This window comes from Pseudoalteromonas sp. NJ631 (genome assembly GCF_000276645.1).
GTDB classification, from domain to species: Bacteria; Pseudomonadota; Gammaproteobacteria; order Enterobacterales; family Alteromonadaceae; genus Pseudoalteromonas; species Pseudoalteromonas piscicida.
Genome location: NZ_AKXJ01000003.1, coordinates 343,559 through 370,188 on the forward strand (window position 1 = coordinate 343,559; position 26,630 = coordinate 370,188).

The window sequence follows — 26,630 nt, forward strand, 5'->3', positions numbered from 1 at the left end:
TAGGATTGGCAAACAGTTGCTTTAAGCTCACCTCCACCGAGAGCTGGGCTCTTAGTTCATTGAGTAATTGCATTGCCAATAAAGAGTGACCACCGATGCTGAAAAAGCTATCGTGCAGCCCCACTTCTGGTGCGCCCGTTAAGGTTTGATAGAGTGTGATTAACTGTCGCTGCAACGCACTTGTCACCTCACTACTTTGGCTTTGAGAAGTTAATGCCAAAGACTGTAATTGTTGGCGGTCTATCTTGCCATTACTCAAGGTGGGTAAGTGCTGGCAAAGCTCTATCCAGCTTGGGATCATCGGCTCAGGCAAGCGACGCTTCAAGCCTTGGCGGATCACCTCGCGCAGATTGGTTGCGGCGCACTGGCTGATATCAACACTTACCACAAAAGCAACCAAAGCATCTTGTTTGCCGAGCTTACGCACGACGACCGCTGCCTGCGATACCTCATCAAGCGCTAACAGTGCAACTTCTATTTCATTAAGGTCAACGCGGTAACCGCGAATTTTCGCTTGTTTGTCAATTCGACCGAGAAATTCAAGCTCGCCGCTCGCATTCAGTCTAACGCTATCACCACTGCGATAAAAACGGACGCATTGGGCACTATGTTGCAAGCTACTTGTAAACTGAGCTGCGGTCTCTGAAGGCGTATTTATATACCCTTTAGCGAGGCTCGGCCCGCCAATATAGAGCTCTCCAGGCATGCCTACAGGTGTTGGCTTCCCCTGTTTGTTGAGTACGCAGGTGGTAACATGTGCCAAAGGCGTACCGATCGGATAACTGTGGCCGGTTAGCCTGCTGTCAGTGACTTCATGACAAACCACTCCAACACAAGCCTCCGTCGGACCATAATGGTTAAAAATACGCGCCGCTGGCGTCAGCGCGCGAATGCTATCAACAAGCTGCTCACCTAATGCTTCTCCACCTAACACCCACTGCGAAATAGCGGGCTTTTGCTCAGCAAACTGAGGCAAAAGCACCGCGGCAAAAGAAGGGGTTAATTTAATCAAATTAACTTGCTCTGCTACTAACTTGGCTGCGATTTCAGTCAGTTCTGGCGCTTGGTTTGCAAGGGTGAGCACCACAGTGCCGCCATGAGTAAGCACCGGGTAGACAGCCGTTAAGCATAAATCCGTGGCAAGTCCTGTAACCACGCCCGCTCGCGTATCTTGGTTGTAACTCAATCTCGCCGCGATGCTGCTACAATAGTGACTCAGCGCGCCATGGCTGATCTCAACCCCTTTGGGCACACCAGTAGAACCAGAAGTAAACAACACATACGCGCTATCATCAAAACTTGGTGAATAAGTTTGCTGCGGCGCTCCCTTGTTTTGGCTCAGCTCACTATATGTAAGCACTCTAATGTCAGCTTCTCGTAGCGCTTGGCAAAGTGGCGTTTCGACACTTACCACCACCGTATTACAATTAGCTTGCGCTAGCATTTGTAGCGCTCTGGCAGTGGGCATATTGCCATCAATAGGTAGATACGCGCGGCCACTTTGCATTACGCCAAGCATAGTGACAATGTCACTCATATCGCCCGTTGTTATCAGCGCAATGATTGACGCTGGAACATCTAAGTTGTTGGCAATTTGCAAACTTTGGGCATACAACTGCTGATACGTCAGGGTCCGTGATGCTTCGCCATTGGTACTTGGCACAACCACTGCAATCGCCTCACCTTGGGTTTGCGCTATATCTCTGATTGCTTGCGGCACAAGCATCGGCTGGCTGATGTTGTGATTGATACCCGCCGCCGTTGTCGGTACGCTCGTTGATTTGAGCACCAAGTCGTCAATTGGCAGCGCCTCTTTAGCACAATAGCACTGGACGAGCGCCAAATAATCATCGGCAAATTGCTGAATAAGCGCATGGTCATAAAGCCCTGTTGCATAAACAAAGTCACACACAAGGCCATCATCTGTATCATCAACAGATAGGGTTAAGTCAAATTTCGCAGTGCCATTATCTAGGGCAATTAACTCGGCTTCTAATTGGTTATTTACCGACACCTTATTACTCGCTACACCATTGTAGTTAAATAACACTTGAAACAAGGCGGAATGCGCGGCGGATTTGGGTAGCTCCAGCGCTTCAATGATGTCTTCCACGGCAGCGTTTTGATTACCAAGCCCTTGCAATACTTTGTATTGCAGCGCCTTAATCGCCTCACTCATGGAGTGATGACCGTTTATCTGCATACGCAGTGGCAAAGTATTAATAAAGCAGCCAAGCATAGCTTCAAACTCGCTTTGCTGACGATTTGCAACCGGCACCCCTAAGGTAATATCAGCTTGCTCACTGTAGCGATAAAGCAAGATGTAAAACACGCCAAGCAAGGCGGTAAAGTGTGTTACGCCATCGCGGTGGCAGGCTTCATCTAATTGTTGTATTTGCTCCGTATTAAACGCACAACGAACCGTGCCACCTTGGTACTGCTTTTCTTTTTTTCTTGGATAGCTGGTGGGCAATTCAAACGGTGTAAATGCCTCTAACTGCTCAGTCCAATAAGCCAATTGTTGTTGATAGTCTGGGGATTGCCTTAATTGTTGCTCCCAGTGCACATAGTCAACATACTGTAAATCGGGAAGCTCAACACACGCCTCCGATAGCTCATACAGCAGTGCGTTGATAAACACAGTGACGCTCCAGCCGTCACTAATAATATGATGCATGTTAACGAGTAACCAGCGGCAAGCGGTGTGAGAGTTACTCACTAAAGCCGTCACTTGCAGCAGCGACTCGTTGGCAAGATCAAACTGATACCGCACAGCCTGTTTAATCGACTCTGGTAGCTGATTGGGTAGTGCTTCTTCATCCACGGTCATCACAGCAATTTTCATCGCCTCAGCAGGTTCAATTTGCTGCACCACCTTTCCTTCAACCGTGATAAATCGTGCTCTCAAAATATCGTACTTAGCTATCAAGCGGTTCAATGCTTGTTCAATGTCCGTGACTGAAAATGGCTGCGACAACTTAACTAGCCCAGCCATGTTGTATGCCGCAGTGCCTCCTTCATACTTATCAATAAACCACATTCTTTGCTGCGCTGCCGAAAGCGCAGCAGATTGCTTTTGCTGTCCTTGAAGATAGGTGATAAGCGCAGCTTTGTGCGCCTTTATCTTATCCAGAATACCCTCAGGCACCTGCCCAAGCGGTGTTCTAAGTTTTAATTTATCCTGCTGTAAATAAACATAAATCTGTTGACGGTCAAGCTCATCTAACCACTGTTTCATTGCAAAGTTTTCCATCATTACAAGTCCATCTCCGTCATAGATTTATCACTTAGAGCAGCACTCAAATCTCGATCGCTCACGATATCACTGACTTTCTCTACGTTTGGAGTTTGCACCTCCACCGAAATAGCATCATGAGCTTGTTTTAGCGCTTCTATACACTCAGCAAGCTCTGCAATACAGGCGTGCTCAAAGATGTCGCCAATGGTCAATTTAATATTGAAAGCTCGGTTGAGTCTCGATACCAACTGCATACCAATCACCGAATTGCCGCCGCTATCCACAAAACGCGCTGTGACGCCCAGCTGCTCAACCGGGAGAAGCGCTATATAATGTTGATGCAGCTGTTTTTCTGTTGCAGTGCGAGGAGCCAACGTGCATATTTCTGATACTTGCTCAGCAGCAGGCATTGGTAGTGCTTTTCGGTCGCGCTTACCATTTGGTGTCATCGGCCATTGACTTAACCAAACAAAATGCTCAGGCACCATGTAACTTGGTAACCATTCACCGAGCGCTTGGCGCAGCCGAGGCAAAGACCACTCGGTTGATAGCTCACCATCATCAATCATATAACTACACAGACATGGGCCAGTTTCTAGTGTTTGCACGCAAACATCAACTTCACTAGTATTGAGTATCCGCCCCAAATGATGGCTAATATCGCCAAGCTCTATACGGTGACCATGGAGTTTAATTTGATTATCTAAGCGTCCTTTTACTTCAAAGCGGCCATCAGCTAAACGCCTCGCTTTGTCTCCCGTCTTGTATAAACGGCGGCTAATGGAAGCGGTAAATTGATGATTGATAAAGCGCTGCTTGGTCAGCTCCGCTTGATGTAAATAACCCATAGCAACACCACTACCACCAATGTATAACTCGCCCCATACGCCATCGGGTAAAGGCAACCCTTCACCATGACACTCGGTTGGGAGCACAAATAAGCTAGTATTTTGTATCGCTTTACCAATGGTTACCTCTGTGGCATTGTCGATATGTGCCACCGCCGACCAAATCGTGGTTTCGGTTGGCCCGTATAAGTTATAAACCGCTTTGCTGTGACTAAGTAACTGCGCGGCCAGAGCCTGAGGTAAAGGCTCACCGCCACTCCATACTTTTATGCCAGAAGTGCATGCTGGCGCCGCATTTAACACTAATTGCCATAGCGTTGGCGTTGCCTGCATCACCGTGATCTGCTGCTGTTCAATAAGCGCGCCAAGCACAGCAGGATCGCTAATACTTTCATCACTTGCCAGCACCACCGACGCACCAACTAGTAATGGCCCAAACAACTCAAGCAAGGCAATATCAAACGCCACCGTGGTGATGGCCAATAAGCGGTCATCTGCCACCAGCCCCGGCTCACGACACATAGATGCAAGCAAATTAGCAAATGCCCCGTGATTAACTTCAACGCCCTTGGGTAATCCCGTGGAACCAGAGGTATAAATCACGTAAGCACGCTGCTGAGCTTGAATTAGCAAGCTTGGGCTGCGAGTCGAACTTTTGGCAATGTCTTCTGCATCGCTATCCATACAGACTCGCTTGAAACGACCATGATTGAATAACGCAGACTCCGCACTGGTAGCATCACACAGCACAACTCTTACTTTGGCATCCTCTAAGATATGCACGATGCGCTCATCGGGGAACGTTAAATCAAGCGGTAAAAATGCCGCTCCAGCTTTCATCACCGCCATCAGTGCTATCAACAGCTCCGCCCTGCGTGGTAATGCCACCGCCACGATACTATTGGGCGTTACCTGCTGCTTCATCAAGTAGTGAGCCAGCTGGTTAACACGCGCATCTAGCGCCTCATAACTGAGACTCACATCATCCGTTACCAGTGCCGTACGCTTGCTGCGGCACGATACATTGTGCTGCCAAGTTTCAATGAAACTCGTCGCGACCTTAACCGACTTCTCTTGCTCTAGTGGTAACTCAACCAATCGATACACATCATCACTACTTTGTATCAACTCATTTTGAGCCCCTATAGGTGTGTTGCCTTGAACCTGCGACAGCAAATGGACGAACTTAGCCACGTACTGGGTCATTAACTCAGTATCAAATTGCGCTGTGTGATATTCCACTAACAGTGACCACTGTCCTGCAACACAGGTCATATTTGTCGTCAGTTCAAATTGGCCAAATTTAGCTACACTTGGCTGTACCTCAACTTCTAGCCCATTAAAACTCGGCAAAGTGGTGACTTTATCTAGATTAAACATAGTGCTAGGTAGAATTAGCTGATCATCGGCAAGGCTTGCATACGGATGAGTTTGGTGATCAAAGGCATCAAGTAAAGTATTTTGCACCCGCTGTACCAGCTCACCGATAGTGCTAAGGCCAGCTATATCAACCACAATGGGCAAGATATTGGTGCAATAGCCCAGTAACGCTTGGTCGAGTAACTCAGGCTCAAACTGCGATGCCAGTCGTTGCCTATCCGATACCGGCACTCCTACACTTATCACAGTCTGGCCGCTTAACTTGTGTAGCCACAAGCAATAAAGTGCAAGCATTGTCGCAAATTGCCCACAGCGTAAAGACTGAGCAAGGCTCTCAGTGTTTCGGATTGCACTCGATGAAATGGGTAATGTGAGCTGATTAACTTGGTATGAAGCCACGCTCACCGTCGTTGATTTTGGCAGATCAAGTGGTGTTGAACTCGCTAAGCACTGGTGCCAAAAAGCTTGGTTTTTTGCGGCTTCCGGTGAATGCGAATATGCCTGCAAGCTATCAACGTAGTGACTAAAGGAGACAGCTCGGCTTGCCACCTCATTTTGTTTTGCATCTTGATTGTAGCGCTCAGCGATTGCTGCCAGCACCATCTGTAGTGAAAGCCCATCGCAGATCACATGATGGGCCACAACACTTAGATAATGCTGTGCTTTGCCATCACTCAACAGCGTCACTCTACAAAGTGCGTCTTTGACAAAGTCAAACGGTTGATAACGCAGCGCGGATAACCGCGTTTGCAATGTTACTTGGTCTTCTTCGTTCCATGGCTCAACATGCAACTCGGATTTTTCCACTCGGCAATATTGCATTAAGCGGTCACTATCGACACCAAAACGCAAGATTGGGAAGTCGCGGCAGACCATAGTAACGGCTTGCTTCAGCCGCGCTAAATCGAGCTTACCTGAGAGCTTTAATATCGCTTGTAATTGATATGCACTCGCCCCTTCGCTAGAGGTCAACGCCATCGCTAATAGCTGCTGCTGGCTATGACTAAGTGGAAATGCAGCATCGTCATCACTTGGGCTCACTTCACCAAAATAACCCGCACGTTTTAAGCTAAGTACACTAGCTTCAACTGCGTTTATCACCGCTGCAATGTCTTCATCTGTATGGGCGGCGCTGAAAAAGCAGTTACGCCCTTCCCAGATAAACACACCGCGCTCTAGCATTTCATAAAAGAACACATCAAGATTTTGCGAAAAGCGAAAACGGAATAATGAGGCAAACGCTTCTATTCGAATGGGTACGTCATGGGTTTCAAAAAACGCATTGAGATGTGCTTTAAATGCCGCGGTTTTGTCGTTGATCCCTTGTTGTAACGCTGGACCTTGCGACTGAATAGCTTGCAACACTGCTTTGGCACTTGCCATGGTCATTGGATGTTTGCAAAAAGTCCCAGCAAAGAAGGTGGTATCGGTCAAGGGGTAGGAGTCATCTCCGTATTGCCAATTGCCGCCGTCAATGGCATCGAGGTAGGTAGCGGCCCCCGCGACCACACCGATAGGCATACCACCACCGACGATTTTGCCATAGGTTGCCATATCGGCCTTAACCCCTATCAAACCTTGAACACCACCGGGATGTGCTCTAAAGCCGGTGATCATTTCGTCAAAAATAAGGGCAATACCATGCGCTTCAGTGAGCGTACGTAGTTTACGTAAAAACACCCAAGGTTGATTTTCAGGGTGACGGCTTTGTACCGGCTCAACAATCACCGCGGCAATATGTTGCGCCTCTCGGGTAATAACCTCTAGCGACTCATCATCACCATAAGGTAAAACGAGATTATCGGCGATTGCGCCATAACGCACTCCAGCGCACATTGCCTCTACGCCTTGCTCTGGCGACTCAGTTGCCAAAGTGCCATCATAGTGACCATGGTACGCGCCTGAGAACTGAACAATTTTATCGCGTTTGGTCACCGTTCTTGCCAAGCGTAGCGCCGTCATGACCGCCTCTGTACCAGAGTTACAAAACGATGCCCGCTCAAGCCCAGTCAGCTCACAGATAAGTGCAGCAACCTCGGGCGCATCAGGACTTGCAAGCCCCAGTTGCATCCCAGCTTCAAGCTGTTGCGCCAGTGCTTTTTTGATAAAGTCAGGGTTATGACCAAATAAGTTAGTACCAAAGTCCATGGTGATATCAATATAGCGATTATCATCGATATCCCAGATATATGCGCCTTCACAGCGCTTAGAAAACACCGGATAAAGTAGCTCTTTGCTCGACAGTCTGAAACCCGCCGAAGCACGGCAATCCGCAAGGCGTGCGCGATATTCGCTCACTAGCGCTTTTGAACTGTGCGTTTTCGCAATGTAAGCATCACTCAATGCAGCAAGATGTTGGCGTATGGCCGGGCTACTATTGGCACGCTGCACTTGTTTTTGTTGTGCCCCAGGTAATACAGATTGGGCTCTGCTTGGATGGGGTTTTGATACCAAGGTTGCTGTTGAGGTAACGGCACTGTTTTCAACTTTCACGCCCTGTATATGGCGTAACTGCTGCCCTACTACAGCTTCTAACGCGGCTCTTGCTTCAGCGTTGGTCACAGTGCTTGCCGCCTGCAATTGCGCCTGATAGATAGCGACAAGCGTCTGATTGTCAGCCCCTACTACACTACCTTTTGGCGTATCAGTCGTGCCCGATACAGGTGATGGCAAACTGCCCGCTTGTTGAGGACCTTGTGGTGCTTTGAGATAGTCACTATGGCGTTGAATATAGGCTACTAACTTATCGACATCGCTGAGCTCTTGATAAAATTGACGAACACTAAACTCTAAACCGAATTCCCGCTCGTATACTCTAACGGCCTGCATGATCATCAACGAATCAACCCCCATTTCTAACAACGGAAGGTTGGTTTGGATAGCATCAGCGGGCATCGACAAGAGTCCCGCTAGGGTATTGAGCACAAAGCTGCGGATCTGAGCATCACGGTCACTCGCTTCTACCACTGTCTGTGCTTCGAGCTGTGATTGTTCAGTACCAAAAATCCAGTATGAACTGCAATCAAATGGATATTGCGGCAAACTCACTCTAGCGCTCGGGCGATTGCCATACACCTGTTGCCATTCGAGCGCCCCGCCTAAATCGAGGTATGTGCCTAAACACTCGGCGAACTTCATGCTGTCATCGCCTTTGGGGTGCAATACATGGGCATAATTGAGCGCTTTGTTATTACTGTTTTCTTGTAGTAAGCCACTCAAAATAGGTTTGGGACCAAGCTCAATCGCTAAGCCATGCTCTAGCGACTCAAGCGCAGTTACACAGTCAACAAAGCGAACCGGTGCCATAATTTGCTCAACCCAATATTCAGCTGTTGCGATACATGCGCTCTCTACTTGCCCCGTCATGGATGAAACAAAAGGCAGCCGAGGCTGTTGGAATCGAACCTGTTCAGCGACTTCCCTAAAGGCGTCTAACATGGGGTTCATCAGTGGAGAGTGGAAAGCGTTTGCCGTATGCAGCGCTTTTACTTTAATTTGCAGTGCTGCTAGCACCTCACTGAGGGCTGTGATTGCTTCATCAGCACCGGAGAATACTACCCCAGCCTCACCATGGAAGGCTGAGATCACCACTTGCCCTTGATACTCACTCAAGCAATTGCGTGCAGTTATTTCATCACATCTTGCGGCGATCATGCTGCCTTTTATCGGTAATGCATGCATTAGTTGACCACGCGCCGCTATCAACTCAACGCCATCACGAAGCGAAAACACGCCAGCAATACAAGCAGCCGCATATTCACCAACGCTATGACTGAGCAGCTGGGATGGCTTCACCCCATAATGCATCAATAATTTTGCCACACTGTACTCAACGGCAAACAAGCTCACTTGCGTCCAACGCGTTTGCGCCAGTAGTTCACTATACTTTTCATCGAATAACACATCCAACAGGCATGCACCAAAGCGCTCGCCAACCAAACTGTCAATGTCATCTAACTGGCTACGAAACACTTCATGGTGTTGATATAAAGCGTGGGCCATCAAGGGGTATTGCGAACCTTGTCCGGTGAACAAAAACACAACTTCTGGCGCAGCATTTACCGAGGACTGTTCGGCAATAATAGAAGTATTCAGTTGCGAAATAAGTGTTTCTCTACTCACACCACTAAACGTTTTATGCACACCCTTAAGCGGCACTTGCTCGGCATTTTGTGCACAAAAGTCATCAAACGCTTGAGGAGTCAGACTCGACAATCGTTCACTATAGTGACCAGCAAGATGCTGCAATGCAGCTTTCGATTTAGCAGCGAGAGGCAATAGATATAACGAAGGCGGTGTTACTTCAGCTTGTGTGTCGGGTTTAGGCGCTGGAGCCTGTGCGCAGATCACATGTGCATTAGTACCACCAAAACCAAACGAGCTTAATCCAGCGGCTCTTATTCCCCCCTGTTGTACAGGCCATGTCTGCATGCTTTGCGGCACCATAAACGGAAGTTTTTGCCATGGAATATGCAGATTTAACACCTCACTATAACGCTGCGCAGGAATTTGCCCATGCTGTAAACACAGTAGCGTTTTGATAAGTCCAGCAATACCCGCGCCGGACTCAAGGTGGCCAATATTCGCTTTTACCGCACCGAGAATAACCGGATTATGACGACTATGGTGTTCTCCATACGTGCGGTTTAACCCAGTGATCTCGATAGGATCGCCAAGCTCCGTACCCGTGCCATGGGTTTCCACATAGTGGATATCTCCCGCCTGCATCTTGGCATTACCAAGGGCTGCATTGATCACTGCCTGTTGCGCGGCACTATTTGGCGCAGTAATACCATTGCTGCGGCCGTCTTGATTAATTGCACTGCCTTTGAGTACACCTACAATCGGGTCGTTGTCTGCCATGGCTTGTTGTAGCGGCTTTAGCATCACCACCCCAACGCCTTCACTTCGCACATAGCCATCCGCTGCCTGTGAAAAAGTTTTGCAATGGCCGTCTGCTGCCAACATTTGTGCGTTTTCACAGGCCTTAGTCACATCATCGCTCAGAATAAGATTAACGCCCGCCACCAATGCCGCGTTCGTTTCTCCATTTCTTAGTGCTTGAATTGCATGATGAAGCGCCACCAGCGATGACGAGCACGCCGTATCAATCGCCACACTAGGGCCGGTAAAATTAAAGCTATAAGAAATGCGGTTTGCAGCAATGCTCAGCGCTGTACCCGTGCCTAAATACGCGGTACTTTTTTGCTGTTGTTGCGACAATAAAAAGTAGTCATTTTGCGATATACCAACATACACGCCAATATCGCTACCAGCGAGCGTGGCGGGTTGGTAACCAGCATGCTGTATGGCGTGATAAGTCGTTTGGAGCAATAATCTATGTTGTGGGTCAATATGCTTAGCTTCGAGTGGCGAGATGCCGAATAATGCAGCGTCAAACTCATCGACATTCTCTAGATAACCACCGAGACGGTCGGCTTCAAGGTTAGGGCAAAGCTGCTGGCGCTTAGGATCTGGCGTGGTGATCCCATCACCCTGCTGGCTTAACAGCTGCCAAAATGCCTCAAGTCCATTTGCTGAAGGATAACGACAGGCCATGCCGATCACTGCAATATCTGTATCCGCAATATCTTCAGTTCGGCGAGAGGCTTGCGTCTTATTCGTTTGCTCAGTAGTACCTTTCGACTCGTTAAGCTCTGTCTGTCCTAGAGCTTGAGTAAGCGTACTAAACTGACTTAAATACTGGGCTAGTTCGCGAATTGAGGGATATTCGTAAAGTACCGTAGGCTCAAGATCTAGCTCGTGTACTTCCATTAACTCCCCTGAGATCCGCACCGCTTTCATCGAATCCACACCTAATGCCAAGAATGGCGCGTCGATATCCAAACTACGCGCGGGCTTATCTATTTCTTGTGCGACTAACTCTTGTAATAACCGCTGAATTTGCTGTAGTGACGATGAGGATGATGACACCTCAGCTTGTTGTGGCGTAGCTTCTTCACGGGCACGCGCAATTACTTCAAAATTATCGGTTAAATAACTGCGTTTATTCTCCTGGCGCTGAATTTTACCGCTCGATGTTTTATGAATGCGACCAGGCTTTATCAATACGATGTCATAAGGCGTAATGCCGTGGTGCTCAACGATCGCAGCGGTGATCTGCTGCAATACCTTCTCAGTATCTAACTTTCTAAGCGCGGTACGCTTAACTTGCTGCACAATCACCAAACGTTCTTCATCGCCATTGGAAGCTACCGAAAACGCCGCACCGCCATTTTGCTCTAAGCTATCGCTTGCTTCTGTAATCGTAAGTTCTATATCTTGCGGGTAGTAGTTTTTACCGCGGAAGATAAGCACGTCTTTGGCGCGTCCTGTAACGAATAATTCCCCACGCAGGATAAAGCCTAAATCACCAGTACGCAGATAAGCCCGCTCGTCAGCACCTTTAATTCTGGCATGAAACGTAGCCTTAGTTGCTTCTGGGTTATTCCAATATCCCTTTGCTACACTTGGTCCAGTTACCCAAATTTCTCCGGTTTCACCATTATTGCAGGCTTCAAAAGACTCTGGGTTAACAATCGCAATACTATGCTCGCCCCAACTCACGCCAGAAGATACTGCGTAATAAGGCTGCTTTTCATCAGCCACATCTAACGCATAAAACGCATCTACTGTATCTTCATCTGCGACTTGTTCGGCTTTACCCTGCTGTAACTTGGTCGCATCAATACGTAATATCCTTGGCTTTTCTAGAAGACGTCCACCGGTTGCAAATAAGGTGGTTTCTGCCATGCCGTAACAAGGTGCGATACTTTCTCTTTGTAAGCCACACACTTTAAACTTTTGATAAAAACGCTCTAACGTGCTGGCACGCACTGGTTCTGCGCCATTTAATGCTGAGCGCCAATGGGACAAATCTAAGTCTTTAAGGTCTTCATCTTTGACGGTGTCCACACACAGGTCATAGGCAAAGTTTGGCGCGCTTGACGTCAATGCTTTGGTTTGTGAAAGCAGTTTTAGCCAACGTAGCGGTTTTTGCAGGAAATAAGCCGGATTCATCAGCGCCGCTGTCGCACCAATGTAGATTGGGTGCATAATGCCAAAAATCAGTCCCATATCATGGAAATGAGGCAACCAACTTACAATCGAAGAGTTGCTATCGTGACCAAACGCTTCTTTCATTAGCGCCTGATTATCAAGAATATTGTCGTGGGTTACCATTACGCCTTTAGGTGTGCCCGTCGAGCCTGAGGTATATTGCAAAAATGCCAATTGCTCACCACGGATCTGTGCACGAGGCCACTGTTGAGTCGTCGATTTAAGTGCAATGTTATCGGTAGTAAATAGTGCTAACTGCGCTAGACTTGGCTCAGAATCAAGCAATGGCTTGGCGATTTCATTGATCTTTTCACTGGTAAGCGCACCTTTGGCACCTGCGTCTTCGATGATGGCGCGCAGACGATCAACATTTTGATTCTTTTTAGGTGGATAGACCGGTACTGCAATAATCTCTGCGTATAAACAAGCAAAAAAGGCTTCAATAAATTCAAATCCAGAGTTGTACAGTAATAATGCTCTGTCACCCGGTTCAAAATATTCACTCAATGTCTCAGCAATAGAGGCTGCACGCTCATGCAGCTCTTGGTAGGAAATGGTTTTACTTGGTAATGCCTCATCGTAAAAATACTGATAGGCAATATCTTGAGATCGAGTACGCGCTAAACCCGCGAGTATAGTAACAATATTTGTATTCATGCCATCCCCATAACTTGGTTGGGATTCCTTTGGCAACAGCGCGAGCAGTATCAATTTGGCTTGCGACAGTTAACCATCAGTAACGTTGTAAAAAACCAATCAATTACTTAACCGCAACAAACACAGTACCCACTTAAGTAGGAGAACGTTTGTAGGGTATATCTATAAAGGTTAACTAACCGCTAAAACCGCGAGCCAAGTTAATCAACAGCACCTTTTGCTATTTGCTTGCAGCATGCATACAACATTGCTGTAATCACTCACTGTCACTTTAACGCTTGAATATGGCAACTTTTTTACCATCCTTGTAGCGAGGGTGACGACATCAAAGTCTCAAATAGAGTTATAAAAAAGACCATACTTAAGCTGGTAAAACACACACAATTTGTGTGGCTTCACATCAACGAGTCGTGATCTGTACTGAAAAAGGCTAGCACAAGAAACTGATAAATAAACCGCTTTATTAACAAAAAAGTAAATTTATCCATTACACAAGATTACACCGAACCGCTTTTAGGAACTTTTTATTAGGTAGTAACAGGAAAGTCAGAACGATTTGTTCACTTACTGAACAAGCCTCTGTTTTAGAAACATTTTTGATAAAACTCAGAAATACAATTTAGCCTGATATCGAGGTAACGAAAGTAAGACCTGTGCAAGTTTTATATTTATTTGCACTGGTCTTACAGCATCAAACTATTACTTTTGTAATGTGCTTAATATTACTTTAGCGAAGGTGAGGTAGTAAACGGCTTCACTCCAATCGCTTGGTAAATTTCAGCAGGCTTAAACGCTTGCTCACCTTTGATCACCAATGTCGCTTTTTGCAGTGCTGTAATGTCCTTAAGAGGATCGCCGTCGATCAACACTAAATCTGCTACTTTACCCTTGGCAATTGAACCGGTTTGATGTGCGACGCCCATCAATTTGGCACTCTCTAGCGTTGCCATATTCAGCACATCAGCCGCAGGAATACCCGCATCAACGTAAAGCGCAAGCTCACGGATCAAGGTAAAGCCTGCAATGTTATCCGTTCCAGGTACCATTGGAACACCAGCATCATAGAGCTTTTTCAGCATTTGTTGCATCGCTTCACCCGACTCTTGGTAGCTCAGCTTAAACTGTTCATCAACATGCATCTCAGCTCCTTTTAAACCACGAGCGAATGCAATTGGCATATGCTCTGAAATAGCAGCATATTCTGGATTGATCTTTTGATCTTCTGCCATCAATAAACTTCTGAATGTAGATACAGTAGGATCCACAACGATGCGCTTATCGCTTAGTAGCTTAATGAACGCATTCATCTGTGGACTATCGAGTGATAAACCTGACGCTTGCTCTCCCATCAGTGAAAACCGTTTTTGTGTTCTGGTATCCACTTCTTCACCCGCAAGGAAATTCAGGAACAGCATATTAATGTGCTGAATCTCATCATAGCCATTTGCAATGGCTTGCTCTGCCGTCATAAACGCGGGCACGTGACCGCTAAGTCTCAATCCACGACTATGCGCACGTTCAGAAATAGGCTTCACCCAGTTCGGATCGATAGAAGAATATAGCTTCACTTGAACATAGCCATTATCGGCAAAGAAGTCGACCGTCTCAAGCGCTTCTTCCAGTGACTTTACACTTAAGCCCGCTGAGTTTTCGCTGTATTTATCCATAAAGCCAGCACGGTACACGCGAGAACCCAGCACCTGGTTGGTATTAAAGAGCGCTTCAATTTCCATAATATTGTCATGATCGTTCCCCATATCTCTAACGCTGGTAACACCGTTCGCAATATTAAGAATACCGTTATCTTTTGATAAATGACCGTGCATATCCCAAAGCCCTGGGATCAAGGTTTTCCCTTTTCCATCAAGGCTAGCTACACCATTTTGTTTTTTAATATGTTTAGTTATTTCTACAATCTTGCCATTTTTAATTAACACATCATGGTTTTTCAGCAGTTTTTTCTGCTCACCATCAAAGACGGCAACATTTTCAATCAGTAATGCAGGGACATCATGTGTCAGCTTGCTAGCGAGGTTTTCTAAATACTGCTGTTCGGCTTGTTTTTGGATAGTCTCGAGCTCTTCAAACTGTGATTTGGTATAGCCATCACGCAAGACATACATTGATCCCCAACTTTGTGCGAAGTAGTTACCATCGTCGTCATACCATGCAAAATTAGGAGTAAGACTAAGACCACTCGATACTAATAGATGAACGGTTTGTTCCCCCAACTTCATCGTCTTCATTTTTTCGATAAGCATTTTGCCTTGAGGGTAAACATCTAATTCGTATTTATTATTTTTTAGAACATAACGCATCGTCGCGTTATCTAGTGCAAGGTGATTATTAGACGGTACGTAGAAATCGAGTGTCGCATCAGCCTTGATACCTGATTCATTGACACTTTTCCACTGCGCAATGCCTCTGTTATAGCTAAACGTTTCATCAATTGCGGAGCCAAAAGCAGAACGCCCTTTAAGACTAAAATTGATGGGTAGTCCTTTTTCATTCAACTTTAGGGTTTCATCAATTAAGATCCGACGGTTGTTCCAGCCGAACTCAATTTTAGCTTTATAGTTTTGCTCGTCGATTTTTTCTTGGGTTAGCGTGCCCGCTAAGCCTTTTTCTGAGTAAACATTATTGGTAATGGTGTCAGCAAATACCGCCCAACTTTGAGTAGTTAAAAGCGCCGCAACGAGCGTCGACAAGGCACTTCGCTTTGTTATTATTTTTGTCATGTTCTTGTTCCTTACACTTCCGTTTAACAACAATGATATTACATCAAGATAACAAAAAGCGAAGTGCTTTAACTGTTACAATTCGTGTTGATTTCACCACTCAAACAGACTTTTAGTAACCTGCTGCTTGACCATCTTTCCTTGTTTCGGATGCACCGTAGTACACTCCAGTTTTACCATCTCGCATAATCGCCTGATAACCGCCATAGGGACCAACTGCTTCTTGTAATTTGTGACCCTTTTTTATCAGCTCTCTACGGGTTTCCATGGAAAAACCAGACTCGAGACTAACATACCCTCCATCAGTCATGATTTCACCGGTTGGTTGCGATGAACCACTGTGCAAAATTCTAGGCGCATCGCCCGCTTCTTGTAGATTCATACCAAAATCAATCATATTAATCAGGATCTGGGCATGCATTTGCGGTTGAGTAGCGCCTCCCATCACGCCATAACTCATCCATGGTTTACCATCTTTTGTGACAAAGGCAGGAATAATGGTGTGAAAAGGTCTTTTTCCCGGCGCATAACCGTTGTAATGGTTTTTATCTAACGCAAATAGCTCGCCTCTATTTTGCAAGACAAATCCAAGTTTAGCTGGAGTCATACCCGAGCCCATACCACGGAAATTACTTTGGATCAGCGACACCATATTCCCTTCTTTATCGGCAGTCGTAAGATAAATGGTGTCCCCTTCTACAGGACCTGCATGATCGCGTTTTGCTGCTTTATTTGGATCAATCAATGCGCGCCTTTTATCTGCATATACTTGCGAAATAAGTGTCGCGACTGGTATCTCATTAAAGTCTGGATCGGCGTAGTATTTTGCCCTATCTGCAAAGGCAAGTTTTTTTGCTTCAACAAAGGTGTGAATATACTCTGGGCTGTCGAATCCCATTGCCTTGATATCATAGCCTTCTAAAATATTGAGAATTTGCTGGGCGGCAATGCCCTGACCATTGGGAGGTAGTTCCCATAACGTGTAGCCGCGATAATCGGCACTTACGGGGTCAACCCACTCACTGTGGTGCTCAGCCAAGTCTTGGTAACTTAAGTATCCACCATTGGCCTTCATGTAACGGTCAATTTCTTTAGCAATTTCGCCTTTATAAAAAGCATCGCGGCCTTTCTCTGCAAGTAACTCATAGGTATTAGCGAGTGCCGGATTCTTAAATATCTCCCCCTTTTTAGGCATTTCCCCATCAGGCATAAATACTTCTTTAAATCCGGCATATTGCTCACGAGCCGATACCGAGCGCTGCATATAATAAGCAATCAACTCAGAAACTGGAAAGCCGCTTCTAGCGTAGTCGATACTGGGTTGAAGTAACTGTTTCATTGGCAGTTTGCCAAATTTGTTGTGTAGTTCAAACCAACCATCGACCGCACCGGGGACAGAAACAGGAAGCGGCCCATAGCTTGGAATTGTATCGCCTTGCTGCTGTAATTTTGCTAGTGAAAGGCTTTTTGGTGAGCGCCCCGAAGCATTGAGACCAAATAACTTTTGTTGCTTCGCGTCCCACACAATCGCAAATAAGTCGCCACCAATACCGCAACCTGTAGGCTCCACTAAGCCAAGCATGGCATTGGCTGCAATTGCAGCATCGATGGCGCTTCCGCCTTGCTTCAATACCTCTATTGCAACTTGTGTTGCCAGTGGTTGAGAAGTTGCCGCCATGCCCTGGGTGGCAATAACCTCAGAACGACTAGCGAAAGCTTTTCCCGTGATCCTGTCATAAGCGAGAGCCGCTGAGCTTACTGATGCACAAAGCATAGTAACCAGCGTACATTTAACTACCTTATTCATTATTTTCTCTTTTGTTGTTTTCTTTTTAACCAATATAAAAAGCCAAATTGCTTACAGCAATTCATTTGCGGTCAAAGCGAAAGAAAACGAGATTGGACCTAATGCGAAAACTCAACAATCCATTGTCATAGTACTCGCTCTACCACGAGAATATTCGCCCAAATTTGATACAGGTTTTTGCAGCTGGACTACACTAATGTTGAAGTGCTCTGCAGGAAAAAATAAACGCAACGGGATCGGGGTAATTGAATTGGTTATTTATGAGTAATCGGGTTATTTCTATAAATTTAAAACAAACACTGACTTGGGGCACAGTACTCTGTGGCTTGGTGATCTCGTCTCTTATTGTCTCCATTTCATATGTTAACCAACGAGACATGCTGCTCGAAAGCTATGAGACAAAACTAAAACAAAATTTAACCCATTTAGGTAAACATCTTTTTACTGAGTTTGTGGAGGGCAACAATAATCAAGTTAGCCTGACCCTCGAGGATTATTATTCTGACAGTAAATATAAAGCGCTCTTCCTTATTCAAGGAGAAACGCTCATCAACGAAACCCAACACTCAGCGATTGGACTACAAGTATTTAATCAAGTTATCAGTCAGGCAGAAGCCACAACAACACTACGCACTCTTGATCTCACTGTGACATTTGACCCTAATCTGCAGCACTTTCTCGCTGCCATTCCCATTTCACCTAAACTGCCCGTCGTTAAGTCCGCGGATGTAGTTAGGCTGATTGCAATTTATGACGTAAGCACCGTTTTTCTTTCGTTAAGGCAACAATTGATAACGAAGGCGAGTATTCTGACGGTATGTTTAATACTCATCATTATCGCGCTACTAAGCTTCACCCATTACTTCATTCATAAACCAATCAAAAGGCTGATCCAAGTAGGCGATGCATTATCCACTAAGTCTTTGAGCAGTAGAGCCGACATCGTGGGACATGGCGAGCTTGGGGTCCTAGCCAAGCAATTCAATGTTATGGCACAAACGTTAGAGAAAAACTGGCAACAACAATTACAAAGCTCCCAAGAATTACAGCGTAGACACGCTCTTATTAATAGTGTTTTTGAGGCTTTACCGGATATTTTCTTTATAATCAATACGGACGGTATCATCTTAGAATGCCATACCGGAAAATCAGACGACTTGTACATGTCGCCTGAGCAGTTTATCAACAAAAAAATGGCGGAGGTACTGCCCTCCCATGCAGCAAAACAATTTAGCCAAGCAATCAAGTCTGCCAATCAGCGCCATCAATTAACCCAAATAGAATATCCACTGACAATTGCTGATCAAGCGAAGCTATTCGAAGCTCGCTTATCCCCTATTCCAGGAACAGATCAACTGGTAATCGCAGTGCGCGATATCACCGAGAAAAAGCGTCAAGAAGAAGTCATTTTACATCACGCTTTTTATGACTCATTGACCGATTTACCAAATCGTTTTTTAGCGATGGAGCGGCTAGCACAGCAACTGTTTGATGCCGAACGCAACGATGAGCTTGCGGTAGTGTTTTTTATTGATTTAGATGATTTTAAAAGGATCAATGATTCACTCGGACACGAAACAGGGGATCAAATTCTCATCGCTTCAGGAGAAAGGCTCAAGCAATCGCTACGTGAGCAAGATACCGTGTCACGTCTTAGTGGTGATGAGTTTATTGTGTTGATGGGAGGGTTTAAGCACACTGCAGACATTACCTCTGTTGCCGATATGCTCATCAAACTTTTTCACCATCCCATTATTGTCGACGATAAAGATTTTAATATTTCAGTCAGTATAGGTGTTGCTATCTATCCTTTAGACGCGAACTCCCCCCAAGAGTTACTTAGCTGCGCTGATACCGCAATGTACAATGCCAAAAGTAATGGTCGCAACAACTACTGTCTATTTAATCAAAAGATGAGCCAACAGTTGTCTCGGCGCATTGAAATTGAGGAAGCACTACGCGTAGCACTGAATGAAAACGAGTTAGAAGTGTTTTACCAACCTCAATTTTATATTGAAGACAGTGATGTATTTGGCGCGGAAGCTTTACTCCGCTGGCACAGTAAAGCACTGGGTAATGTCTCTCCCGCGGAGTTTATTCCCGTCGCAGAACAAAGCGGTTTGATCATCGACATCGGATTGTTTGTGCTCTCAACTGCTATTAACCAAGCACACCAATGGCAGCAACACTTAGACTCCGACATCCGTATCGCAATCAATTTATCACCTAGGCAGTTTAATGACCCAAGCCTTTTGAAACAAATAGAGCTATTAGTAAAAGACATCCCAATTGCCAATCGCTTTATCGAATTGGAGATCACAGAAGGCGTACTGATCTCAGGACAGGCACAGGTAAAACAGACCTTAACCCAATTACATCAGTTAGGGTTTAAATTATCTTTGGATGATTTTGGTACGGGCTATTCGTCACTGAATTACCTCCGTCATTACCCCTTTGATTTACTCAAAATCGACCGCAGTTTTATCAGCGATATGCTCACCACTCACGAGTCTAAAGCGTTAGTTAAAACCATTATTGCCATGGCGCATAATTTATCGATGAAGGTAGTCGCCGAAGGCGTGGAGACGCTGGAGCAATTGCGTTTATTGCAGCAGCTGGAATGTGATTTTGGTCAAGGATATCTGATCAGCAAGCCGCTTTCTGCAGCACAGTTTGAAACCTTTTACCATACTAAGATCGAACCAGTTAAGCGCTCTTCTTAGCAAGAAAAACAAACTTTAAAAGCAACATCGCGCCCGAGTATCCACTTGAGATAATAAATCAGGGTAAACACAAGACTAATAAAAATAATATGTTAGTATTGCAAGGCAGTGTAAGGATTTTGAATCATGAATATAGAGTTACTAGTTAGCAAAGCCAAGCAAGTATGTGACAACCGTGGTGCACGATTTACTCCTATTAGAGAAAAAGTATTTAGACTACTCGCCTCTAAACAAGGTGGCGTTGGCGCATACGACTTACTTGAAGAGCTCAAGTTGACGGAAGCGGCTGCAAAACCCGCTACCGTATATCGTGCCTTAGACTTTCTTTCTGAGTTGGGTTTTATCCATAAAATTGAAAGTACTAATGCGTTTATGCTTTGCCATCACTTCGACCACACACATCCAGTGCAGTTACTGATCTGTGATAGTTGCGGTAACGTTCAAGAGTTACACTCAAACACGATCTCGCATGAACTGAACAGCCTAGCTGCAGAAACCGGATTTGTGGTTACAGAGCAAACCATCGAGGCTCATGGCCGTTGCGAAAAATGTAAAGATTAAGTGCAGTGAGCAAAAAAGCCCACTACACTTATCACTAAGAGCGACACTAATTTATTAAAAATGCGTAAGGGAAAGTCCATATGAATGTAGAGTTCATCAACCCCTTTTTATCATCTCTAATCAATGTATTGGCTACAATGGCGCAAACAGAATTGACGCCGGGTAAGCCAAAAGTGAAGAAAGACGAAGTCGCACAAGGTGATGTATCGGGTCTGATTGGCATGGTTGGTCCACAGACAAAAGGGTCATTTTCGATCACCTTTGAAGAGAGCCTAGCGCTAACCATTATGGAGCGTATGCTTGGTGAGCGCCCTGATTCCATTAATGAAGACGTCACTGATATGGTTGGTGAAATCACCAACATGGTCACTGGCGGTGCTAAAAACCTGCTCGGCGAAAAAGGCTACGAGTTTGATATGGCAACACCGGTTGTCGTTTCAGGCCCAGGCCATACCATCACCCATAAATGTGATGGCCCTAAACTTATTATGCCATTCACCTCTCCTGACGGTAATGCCAATATCGAAGTCAGCTTCGACAAACTCGCCTAACAGTTAAAAACACACGTTACTTTATGAGTTGGACTCAAAAACAAATTACCTTGAAGCCTCGAAAACGAGGCTTTCACTTGATAGACGACGAGATAATCTCTCAGCTTCCTGAACTACATGACTATCGTATTGGGCTGCTGCACCTGTTTATACAACACACCTCCGCCAGCCTAACAATTAACGAAAATGCCGACCCAACGGTACGTATGGATATGGAAAGCCACTTTAATCATTTTGTACCACAGAGGCAAAGCTACTACCGCCATGACTATGAGGGCGATGACGATATGCCTGCACATATCAAATCCAGCACCTTAGGATGTGAAGTAACCATTCCCATTTCTGAGGGCCGCCTACGTTTAGGTACTTGGCAAGGTATTTATCTCGGTGAGCATCGTGACCATGGCGGTGCAAGACGCGTTATCGCAACGCTTCAAGGTGACAGAACAGGCTAGGCACTCAAGCGCTTAGCCTTCGATGTATTCGTAGCTTACTCTTGGGGTGACGTTACACAGCAGCTCATATGGAATAGTACCTGCACATTGTGCTATTTCTTCTACGGGCAGGTTTGGTCCCCACATTTCTACTTCGTCACCAACTTGAATGCCATTAGGGTTATCACCAATATTCACACTGATCATATCCATAGACACGGTACCAACTATGCCATAACGCTGGTTACCAATAACTACTGGAGTACCAATTTTAGCGTGTCTAGGATAACCGTCTCCATAGCCAACACCAATAACGGCAAGATAGGTGTCCTGTTCACATTGCCAACGTCCTCCATATCCCACCGCTTGATGCGCTCTCACCCGCTTGATGGCAATAACTTTAGTGGTCAGGCGCATAACTGGCTTTAAACCATGTTGCTGGCCAACACGCGCAAGCATAGGTGAAACGCCATAAAGCATTAGGCCCGGGCGGATCCAGTCGCCATGAGATTCAGGCCAACCTATGATCCCCGCGGAGTTTGCCAAACACAATGGTGCCTGACTTTGGCCAACTAAAGACTTAAATAGCACTTGTTGTATTTCGGTTTTATTGTCTTTGATATCATCCGCACAAGCAAAGTGTGTCATTAAGTGGATTTTATCAGCAACATTTTTTGAGCGCTTAAGACGGGCATAAAATGCTTCAAACTCTTCAGGCTCAACGCCGAGACGATGCATACCGGTATCTACTTTTAACCAAACGGTGAGCGGTGCATCTAAATTAGCACGCTCTATGGCTTCAAGCTGAGAAATGTCATGCACTATAGTTTGCAAATTATTGGCAAGTAGAATAGGTAAATCAGAAGGATGAAAAAAACCTTCCAACAGGACAATCGGCTTAGTGATGCCACCTGTTCTAAGCGCGAGTGCTTCATCGACTCTCGCCACAGCGAATGCATCCGCATCTTGCAAATGCTGAGCTATTTTAACCAAACCATGGCCATAAGCGTTGGCCTTAAGTACCGCCATAATCTTACTTTGTGGCGCCAGTTTTTGCGTTAGCTGTAGGTTTTCTCTCAGCGCGGTTAAATCTATTTCAGCACTCGCTAGTCGCATTTCACTACTCAATTGACAGTTAATATTCGTCATCCATTGCTGGACCCGCATAGTTATCGAATCGAGAGTATTGACCTTGGAAGGTTAACCTAACCTTACCGATCGGACCGTTACGTTGCTTACCTATGATGATTTCGGCCGTGCCTTTGTCTGGACTATCGTCGTTGTAAACTTCATCACGATAAATAAACATGATTAAGTCGGCATCCTGCTCGATAGAGCCTGATTCACGTAAGTCGGAGTTTACTGGGCGTTTATCTGCACGTTGTTCTAGCGTACGGTTAAGCTGAGAAAGCGCGATAACTGGACATTGCAGCTCTTTGGCTAACGCCTTCAATGAACGAGAAATCTCGGCAATCTCAAGCGTACGGTTGTCTGAAAGGCTCGGTACGCGCATGAGCTGCAAGTAGTCCACCATGATCATGCTGATCCCACCGTGATCGCGTGCAATTCGTCTAGCGCGTGAACGCACGTCTGTTGGTGTAAGACCAGATGCATCATCTATGTACATCTTGCCTTTTTCCATCAATAAGCCCATGGTGGATGACAGGCGTGCCCAATCGTCATCATCTAATTGACCGGTACGTACCTTGGTTTGGTTGATACGGCCGAGTGAGGCGAGCATCCTCATCATGATCTGTTCTGAAGGCATCTCTAGCGAGTAGATCAGTACCGGCTTGTCTTGCGTCATCGCGGCATGCTCAGCCAAGTTCATCGCAAACGTGGTTTTACCCATCGACGGACGCGCTGCGACAATGATCAAGTCAGAAGGCTGTAGTCCTGCCGTCATCTTGTCTAGGTCGCCGTAGCCTGTACTTACCCCGGTAACACCATCTTGTGGAGATTGGTAAAGTTCTTCAATTTTATCAACGGTTTTTTCTAGGATGCTGTGAATACTCTGCGGACCTTCAGTACTTTTAGTGCGCTGCTCAGCAATCTTAAATACCTTGCTCTCAGCTAAATCTAACAGCTCATGGCTATCTCGTCCCTCAGGATTAAAGCCTGCCTCTGCTATTTCATTCGCCACACCAATCATTTCGCGTACAACCGCACGCTCACGTACGATACTCGCGTATGCGTCAATGTTTGCAGCACTTGGCGTGTTTTTAGCAATCTCAGCAAGATATGAGAAACCACCTATGGTTTCTAACTGATTGTTCTTTTCTAGATTCTCAGAAATCGTGATTAAGTCGATAGGTTGACTAAGCTCTACCAGCTTTTCCATTGCTTCAAAAATCAGCTTATGGGTTCTGGTATAAAAGTCATGAGACACCACCAATTCCGCAACACGGTCAAAGGCTTCATTATCTAGCATCAAGCCACCGAGCACAGATTGCTCAGCTTCAATTGAGTGCGGTGGAACTTTTAAGGTATCGACTTGTATATCTGGTTTAGCCATATCACAACATTGAGAAATTGAAGGCCCTCTATTGTATCTGGTCTACCCATAAGTGCAAATAACAAAAGGCCAGAGTTTGGGGGAAACTCTGGCCTTTTGTTGTTCTTACTGCTCTATTGCTTCACTAGTTACGCTTTAGCTCAATATTGCCGCTAACGGTATCAATTTCTACATCTGCATTACCACCGTTAAGCACAAACTCAAGTGAACGAGCTGGGCCATATTTGGCTTTTTTAACTTGCTCTGAACTTAACTCATTGGTGATATGACCACCAGAATGCGCGTTGATTTCAAACCTTGCCGATACATCTGCAGGGAAATAAAGCTCAATATCACCACTAACGCTGTCCATATTTATATTGGCGTTATCCAGTAACTTTGCCGCATATACTGCTATTTCGCCGTTAACGGTAGATAAGCGCAAGTCTTTTAACTCTGCCATCTTTAACTCGACTTCGCCGTTGACGTTTTCCAAGCGCAGCTCGGTTGCAGTGGTTTGTGTTTTAATTTCGCCATTAACGGCGTTAAACCTTAATTTACCGCTCGAAGCGATATCTTCAATGTCCCCATTGACGGTTTCAAACTGAATATTGCCATCTAAGTCACGACTATCGATATCACCATTTACCGTTTCTAATGCAATTTTGCCGCTGATTTTACTCGCTTTAATATTACCGTTGACTGTTTTGATACGGGCGCCCGCCGTTAAATCAGCAGCCTCAACGTCAACCACTACCCCTTCAAAATTTAATTCACTGCTACGAGGCATGTAAATGGTGAGTTTAGAACCATCACCCCCGCCCCAACTTTTATAGCGTCTTGGCATCTTCACGATAAACTCGGTTACCTCACCAGAGGTTTCTAGTTTATAACCCTCGGCTTTATCGTCTAACTCGCCTGTCACTTTAAAAACATTTTTATCCCATGTTTTTATCGTTACGTCACCGCGCTGATTCTCGATGACAACTTTACCATTTGCAGGAACCGACAGTTCTTTATCGATAGATTCTCCAGCAAACACTATCGCAGGTAGCGCCGCTAGACTAATAATTAATGCTTTCATCCTAATTCTCCTAAATTTGTTGCCAACGAGGTTGGTGAACCTTATTGATTAAGTCGAGTTGCTGCTGATAAACCTGAGCTAACATTTTTAACAGCGCAGCGTTCTCAGGATCTTGCTTTAAAGACAACTTAATCGCTTGTTCCGCCTGCTCGAGCTCTTGCAATTGTGTCTGCCAATCAGAAGTCAGCGCTGGCTGCGTTTCATATTGAACCAGTAAAGACTGCTTTTGCTGCTCAAAAAAAGCGCTAATATTAGCCAGTGAGTCTTGCTTGGGCTGATTCATAATGACTTGCCAAGCGAGTAAGCCCGCAATAGTACACGCAGCAATACCAGATAACTTTTGCCAATTATTTTGCTTTGGCGACTGCATCGGTTGTGCTTGATTGATTGCACGCTCAACGCCTTGCCATAAGTCTCGTTGTGGCTTTGGCTGCGACTGTTCGTCATTCAGTGCGGTATGCATAAATTCATCAAAAGATGGTTTAGTCATTGTTGTACCACTCCTGTAATAAATTACGTGCTCGGTGATATTGCGATTTACTCGACCCTACGGCCATGTTTAACATATTGGCAATTTCCTCGTGGCGATACCCTTCGACAGCATGTAATACGAAGACCAACCTGGCACGTTCCGGCAATCTGACAATGAGTTTATCTAGGCCATTTAGCTCTCCTAGCTGCTCAGCTCCTTGCTCATCCAGTCCGGATTGTTCAAAGCTTACGACCTTTTGTAACCAGTTTTTTTGCTTTCTAAGGTAGCTGATAGCAATATTACTGGTCACACTATGTAGCCAAGTCGTAAATTGTGATTGCCCTTTAAATTGGTCTATCTTTTGCCACAATTGCACAAAAACTTCCTGACATGCATCTTCTGCATGAGCGGGCTCAGCGAGCAATCTAAGACATAATGCATATACGCGACGGTGATGTTGCTCAAATAGTTCGCGAAATGCACCTTGGTCCCCTTGCTGGCACCTAGCCACTAGCGCATCGGTTTGTTCTTGTGTAAATGCCTCTTTGGCATTAATTATCATGCGTCTGTTCCTTTGGGTTGAT

The 26,630-nt window shown here is 45.6% G+C and carries 13 protein-coding genes (1 of these 13 cut by a window edge); 4 read left to right on the plus strand and 9 right to left on the minus strand.

The genetic code is table 11. The annotated features are described in order from the left end of the window. The 4 genes from A587_RS0108325 to ggt all read right to left on the minus strand — a co-directional run. Positions 1 to 3,256 carry the beginning of a non-ribosomal peptide synthetase gene (locus tag A587_RS0108325; protein WP_017217215.1) on the minus strand. It extends 6,572 nt beyond the left edge of the window, so the window shows 3,256 of its 9,828 coding nt (coding positions 1-3,256); its start codon is at positions 3,254 to 3,256; its stop codon lies off the left edge, out of view. Then, a complete protein-coding gene (locus A587_RS0108330; RefSeq protein WP_017217216.1) occupies positions 3,256 to 13,182 on the minus strand; it encodes a hybrid non-ribosomal peptide synthetase/type I polyketide synthase in 9,927 nt (3,308 codons plus the stop codon). Before A587_RS0108330 ends, A587_RS0108325 begins: the two co-directional genes overlap by 1 nt. Before the next feature lie 722 nt (positions 13,183 to 13,904). Then, positions 13,905 to 15,920, minus strand: coding sequence for an amidohydrolase family protein (locus A587_RS0108335; RefSeq protein WP_017217217.1), 2,016 nt, complete (start codon positions 15,918 to 15,920; stop codon positions 13,905 to 13,907). 112 nt (positions 15,921 to 16,032) lie between these two features. Further along, positions 16,033 to 17,727: a gamma-glutamyltransferase gene (ggt, locus tag A587_RS0108340; RefSeq protein WP_017217218.1), complete on the minus strand. Its 1,695-nt coding sequence runs from the start codon at positions 17,725 to 17,727 to the stop codon at positions 16,033 to 16,035. Positions 17,728 to 17,987: 260 nt separating this feature from the next. Here ggt and A587_RS0108345 point away from each other — a divergent pair, with 260 nt between their 5' ends. The 4 genes from A587_RS0108345 to A587_RS0108360 all read left to right on the plus strand — a co-directional run bounded on the left by A587_RS0108345 (position 17,988) and on the right by A587_RS0108360 (position 22,017). Next, positions 17,988 to 20,450: an EAL domain-containing protein gene (locus A587_RS0108345; RefSeq protein WP_026000923.1), complete on the plus strand. Its 2,463-nt coding sequence runs from the start codon at positions 17,988 to 17,990 to the stop codon at positions 20,448 to 20,450. A 126-nt stretch (positions 20,451 to 20,576) separates the two neighbouring features. Beyond that, complete coding sequence (gene zur, locus A587_RS0108350) at positions 20,577 to 21,011, plus strand: zinc uptake transcriptional repressor Zur (RefSeq protein ID WP_010368795.1); 435 nt, start codon at positions 20,577 to 20,579, stop codon at positions 21,009 to 21,011. An 80-nt stretch (positions 21,012 to 21,091) separates the two neighbouring features. Then, positions 21,092 to 21,562, plus strand: coding sequence for a chemotaxis protein CheX (locus A587_RS0108355; RefSeq protein ID WP_010368796.1), 471 nt, complete (start codon positions 21,092 to 21,094; stop codon positions 21,560 to 21,562). A 23-nt stretch (positions 21,563 to 21,585) separates the two neighbouring features. Continuing rightward, positions 21,586 to 22,017 (plus strand): secondary thiamine-phosphate synthase enzyme YjbQ, encoded by a 432-nt coding sequence (locus A587_RS0108360; RefSeq protein WP_017217220.1) that lies wholly within the window; start codon positions 21,586 to 21,588, stop codon positions 22,015 to 22,017. Between the two features lie 12 nt (positions 22,018 to 22,029). Here the strand turns inward: A587_RS0108360 and alr are convergent, their stop codons facing one another. From alr to A587_RS0108385, 5 genes are all read right to left on the minus strand, one after another. Next, on the minus strand, positions 22,030 to 23,112 hold the full coding sequence (gene alr / locus A587_RS0108365; protein ID WP_026000924.1) for an alanine racemase: 1,083 nt from the start codon (positions 23,110 to 23,112) through the stop codon (positions 22,030 to 22,032). Between the two features lie 19 nt (positions 23,113 to 23,131). Further along, positions 23,132 to 24,511 carry a replicative DNA helicase gene (gene dnaB, locus A587_RS0108370; RefSeq protein ID WP_017217222.1) on the minus strand — a complete coding sequence of 460 codons (1,380 nt, stop codon included), beginning with the start codon at positions 24,509 to 24,511 and terminating at the stop codon, positions 23,132 to 23,134. A 124-nt stretch (positions 24,512 to 24,635) separates the two neighbouring features. Further along, the gene (locus tag A587_RS0108375) at positions 24,636 to 25,574 is read right to left on the minus strand and encodes a DUF4097 family beta strand repeat-containing protein (protein ID WP_010368800.1); all 939 of its coding nucleotides are present in this window, start codon (positions 25,572 to 25,574) and stop codon (positions 24,636 to 24,638) included. Positions 25,575 to 25,584: 10 nt separating this feature from the next. Then, on the minus strand, positions 25,585 to 26,064 hold the full coding sequence (locus A587_RS0108380; protein WP_017217223.1) for a hypothetical protein: 480 nt from the start codon (positions 26,062 to 26,064) through the stop codon (positions 25,585 to 25,587). Beyond that, a complete protein-coding gene (locus tag A587_RS0108385; protein WP_010368802.1) occupies positions 26,057 to 26,608 on the minus strand; it encodes an RNA polymerase sigma factor in 552 nt (183 codons plus the stop codon). The genes A587_RS0108380 and A587_RS0108385 overlap by 8 nt, the downstream gene beginning before the upstream one ends. Between the last annotated feature and the right edge of the window lie 22 nt (positions 26,609 to 26,630).

Coding starts and splice junctions, on each gene's coding strand:
- A587_RS0108385 (WP_010368802.1), bottom strand. CDS start 26,608: ATGATAATTAATGCCAAAGAGGCATTTACACAAGAACAAACCGATGCG.
- dnaB (WP_017217222.1), bottom strand. CDS start 24,511: ATGGCTAAACCAGATATACAAGTCGATACCTTAAAAGTTCCACCGCAC.
- zur (WP_010368795.1), top strand. CDS start 20,577: ATGAATATAGAGTTACTAGTTAGCAAAGCCAAGCAAGTATGTGACAAC.
- A587_RS0108360 (WP_017217220.1), top strand. CDS start 21,586: ATGAGTTGGACTCAAAAACAAATTACCTTGAAGCCTCGAAAACGAGGC.
- A587_RS0108375 (WP_010368800.1), bottom strand. CDS start 25,574: ATGAAAGCATTAATTATTAGTCTAGCGGCGCTACCTGCGATAGTGTTT.
- alr (WP_026000924.1), bottom strand. CDS start 23,112: ATGCGACTAGCGAGTGCTGAAATAGATTTAACCGCGCTGAGAGAAAAC.
- ggt (WP_017217218.1), bottom strand. CDS start 17,727: ATGAATAAGGTAGTTAAATGTACGCTGGTTACTATGCTTTGTGCATCA.
- A587_RS0108330 (WP_017217216.1), bottom strand. CDS start 13,182: ATGAATACAAATATTGTTACTATACTCGCGGGTTTAGCGCGTACTCGA.
- A587_RS0108380 (WP_017217223.1), bottom strand. CDS start 26,064: ATGACTAAACCATCTTTTGATGAATTTATGCATACCGCACTGAATGAC.
- A587_RS0108355 (WP_010368796.1), top strand. CDS start 21,092: ATGAATGTAGAGTTCATCAACCCCTTTTTATCATCTCTAATCAATGTA.
- A587_RS0108335 (WP_017217217.1), bottom strand. CDS start 15,920: ATGACAAAAATAATAACAAAGCGAAGTGCCTTGTCGACGCTCGTTGCG.
- A587_RS0108345 (WP_026000923.1), top strand. CDS start 17,988: ATGAGTAATCGGGTTATTTCTATAAATTTAAAACAAACACTGACTTGG.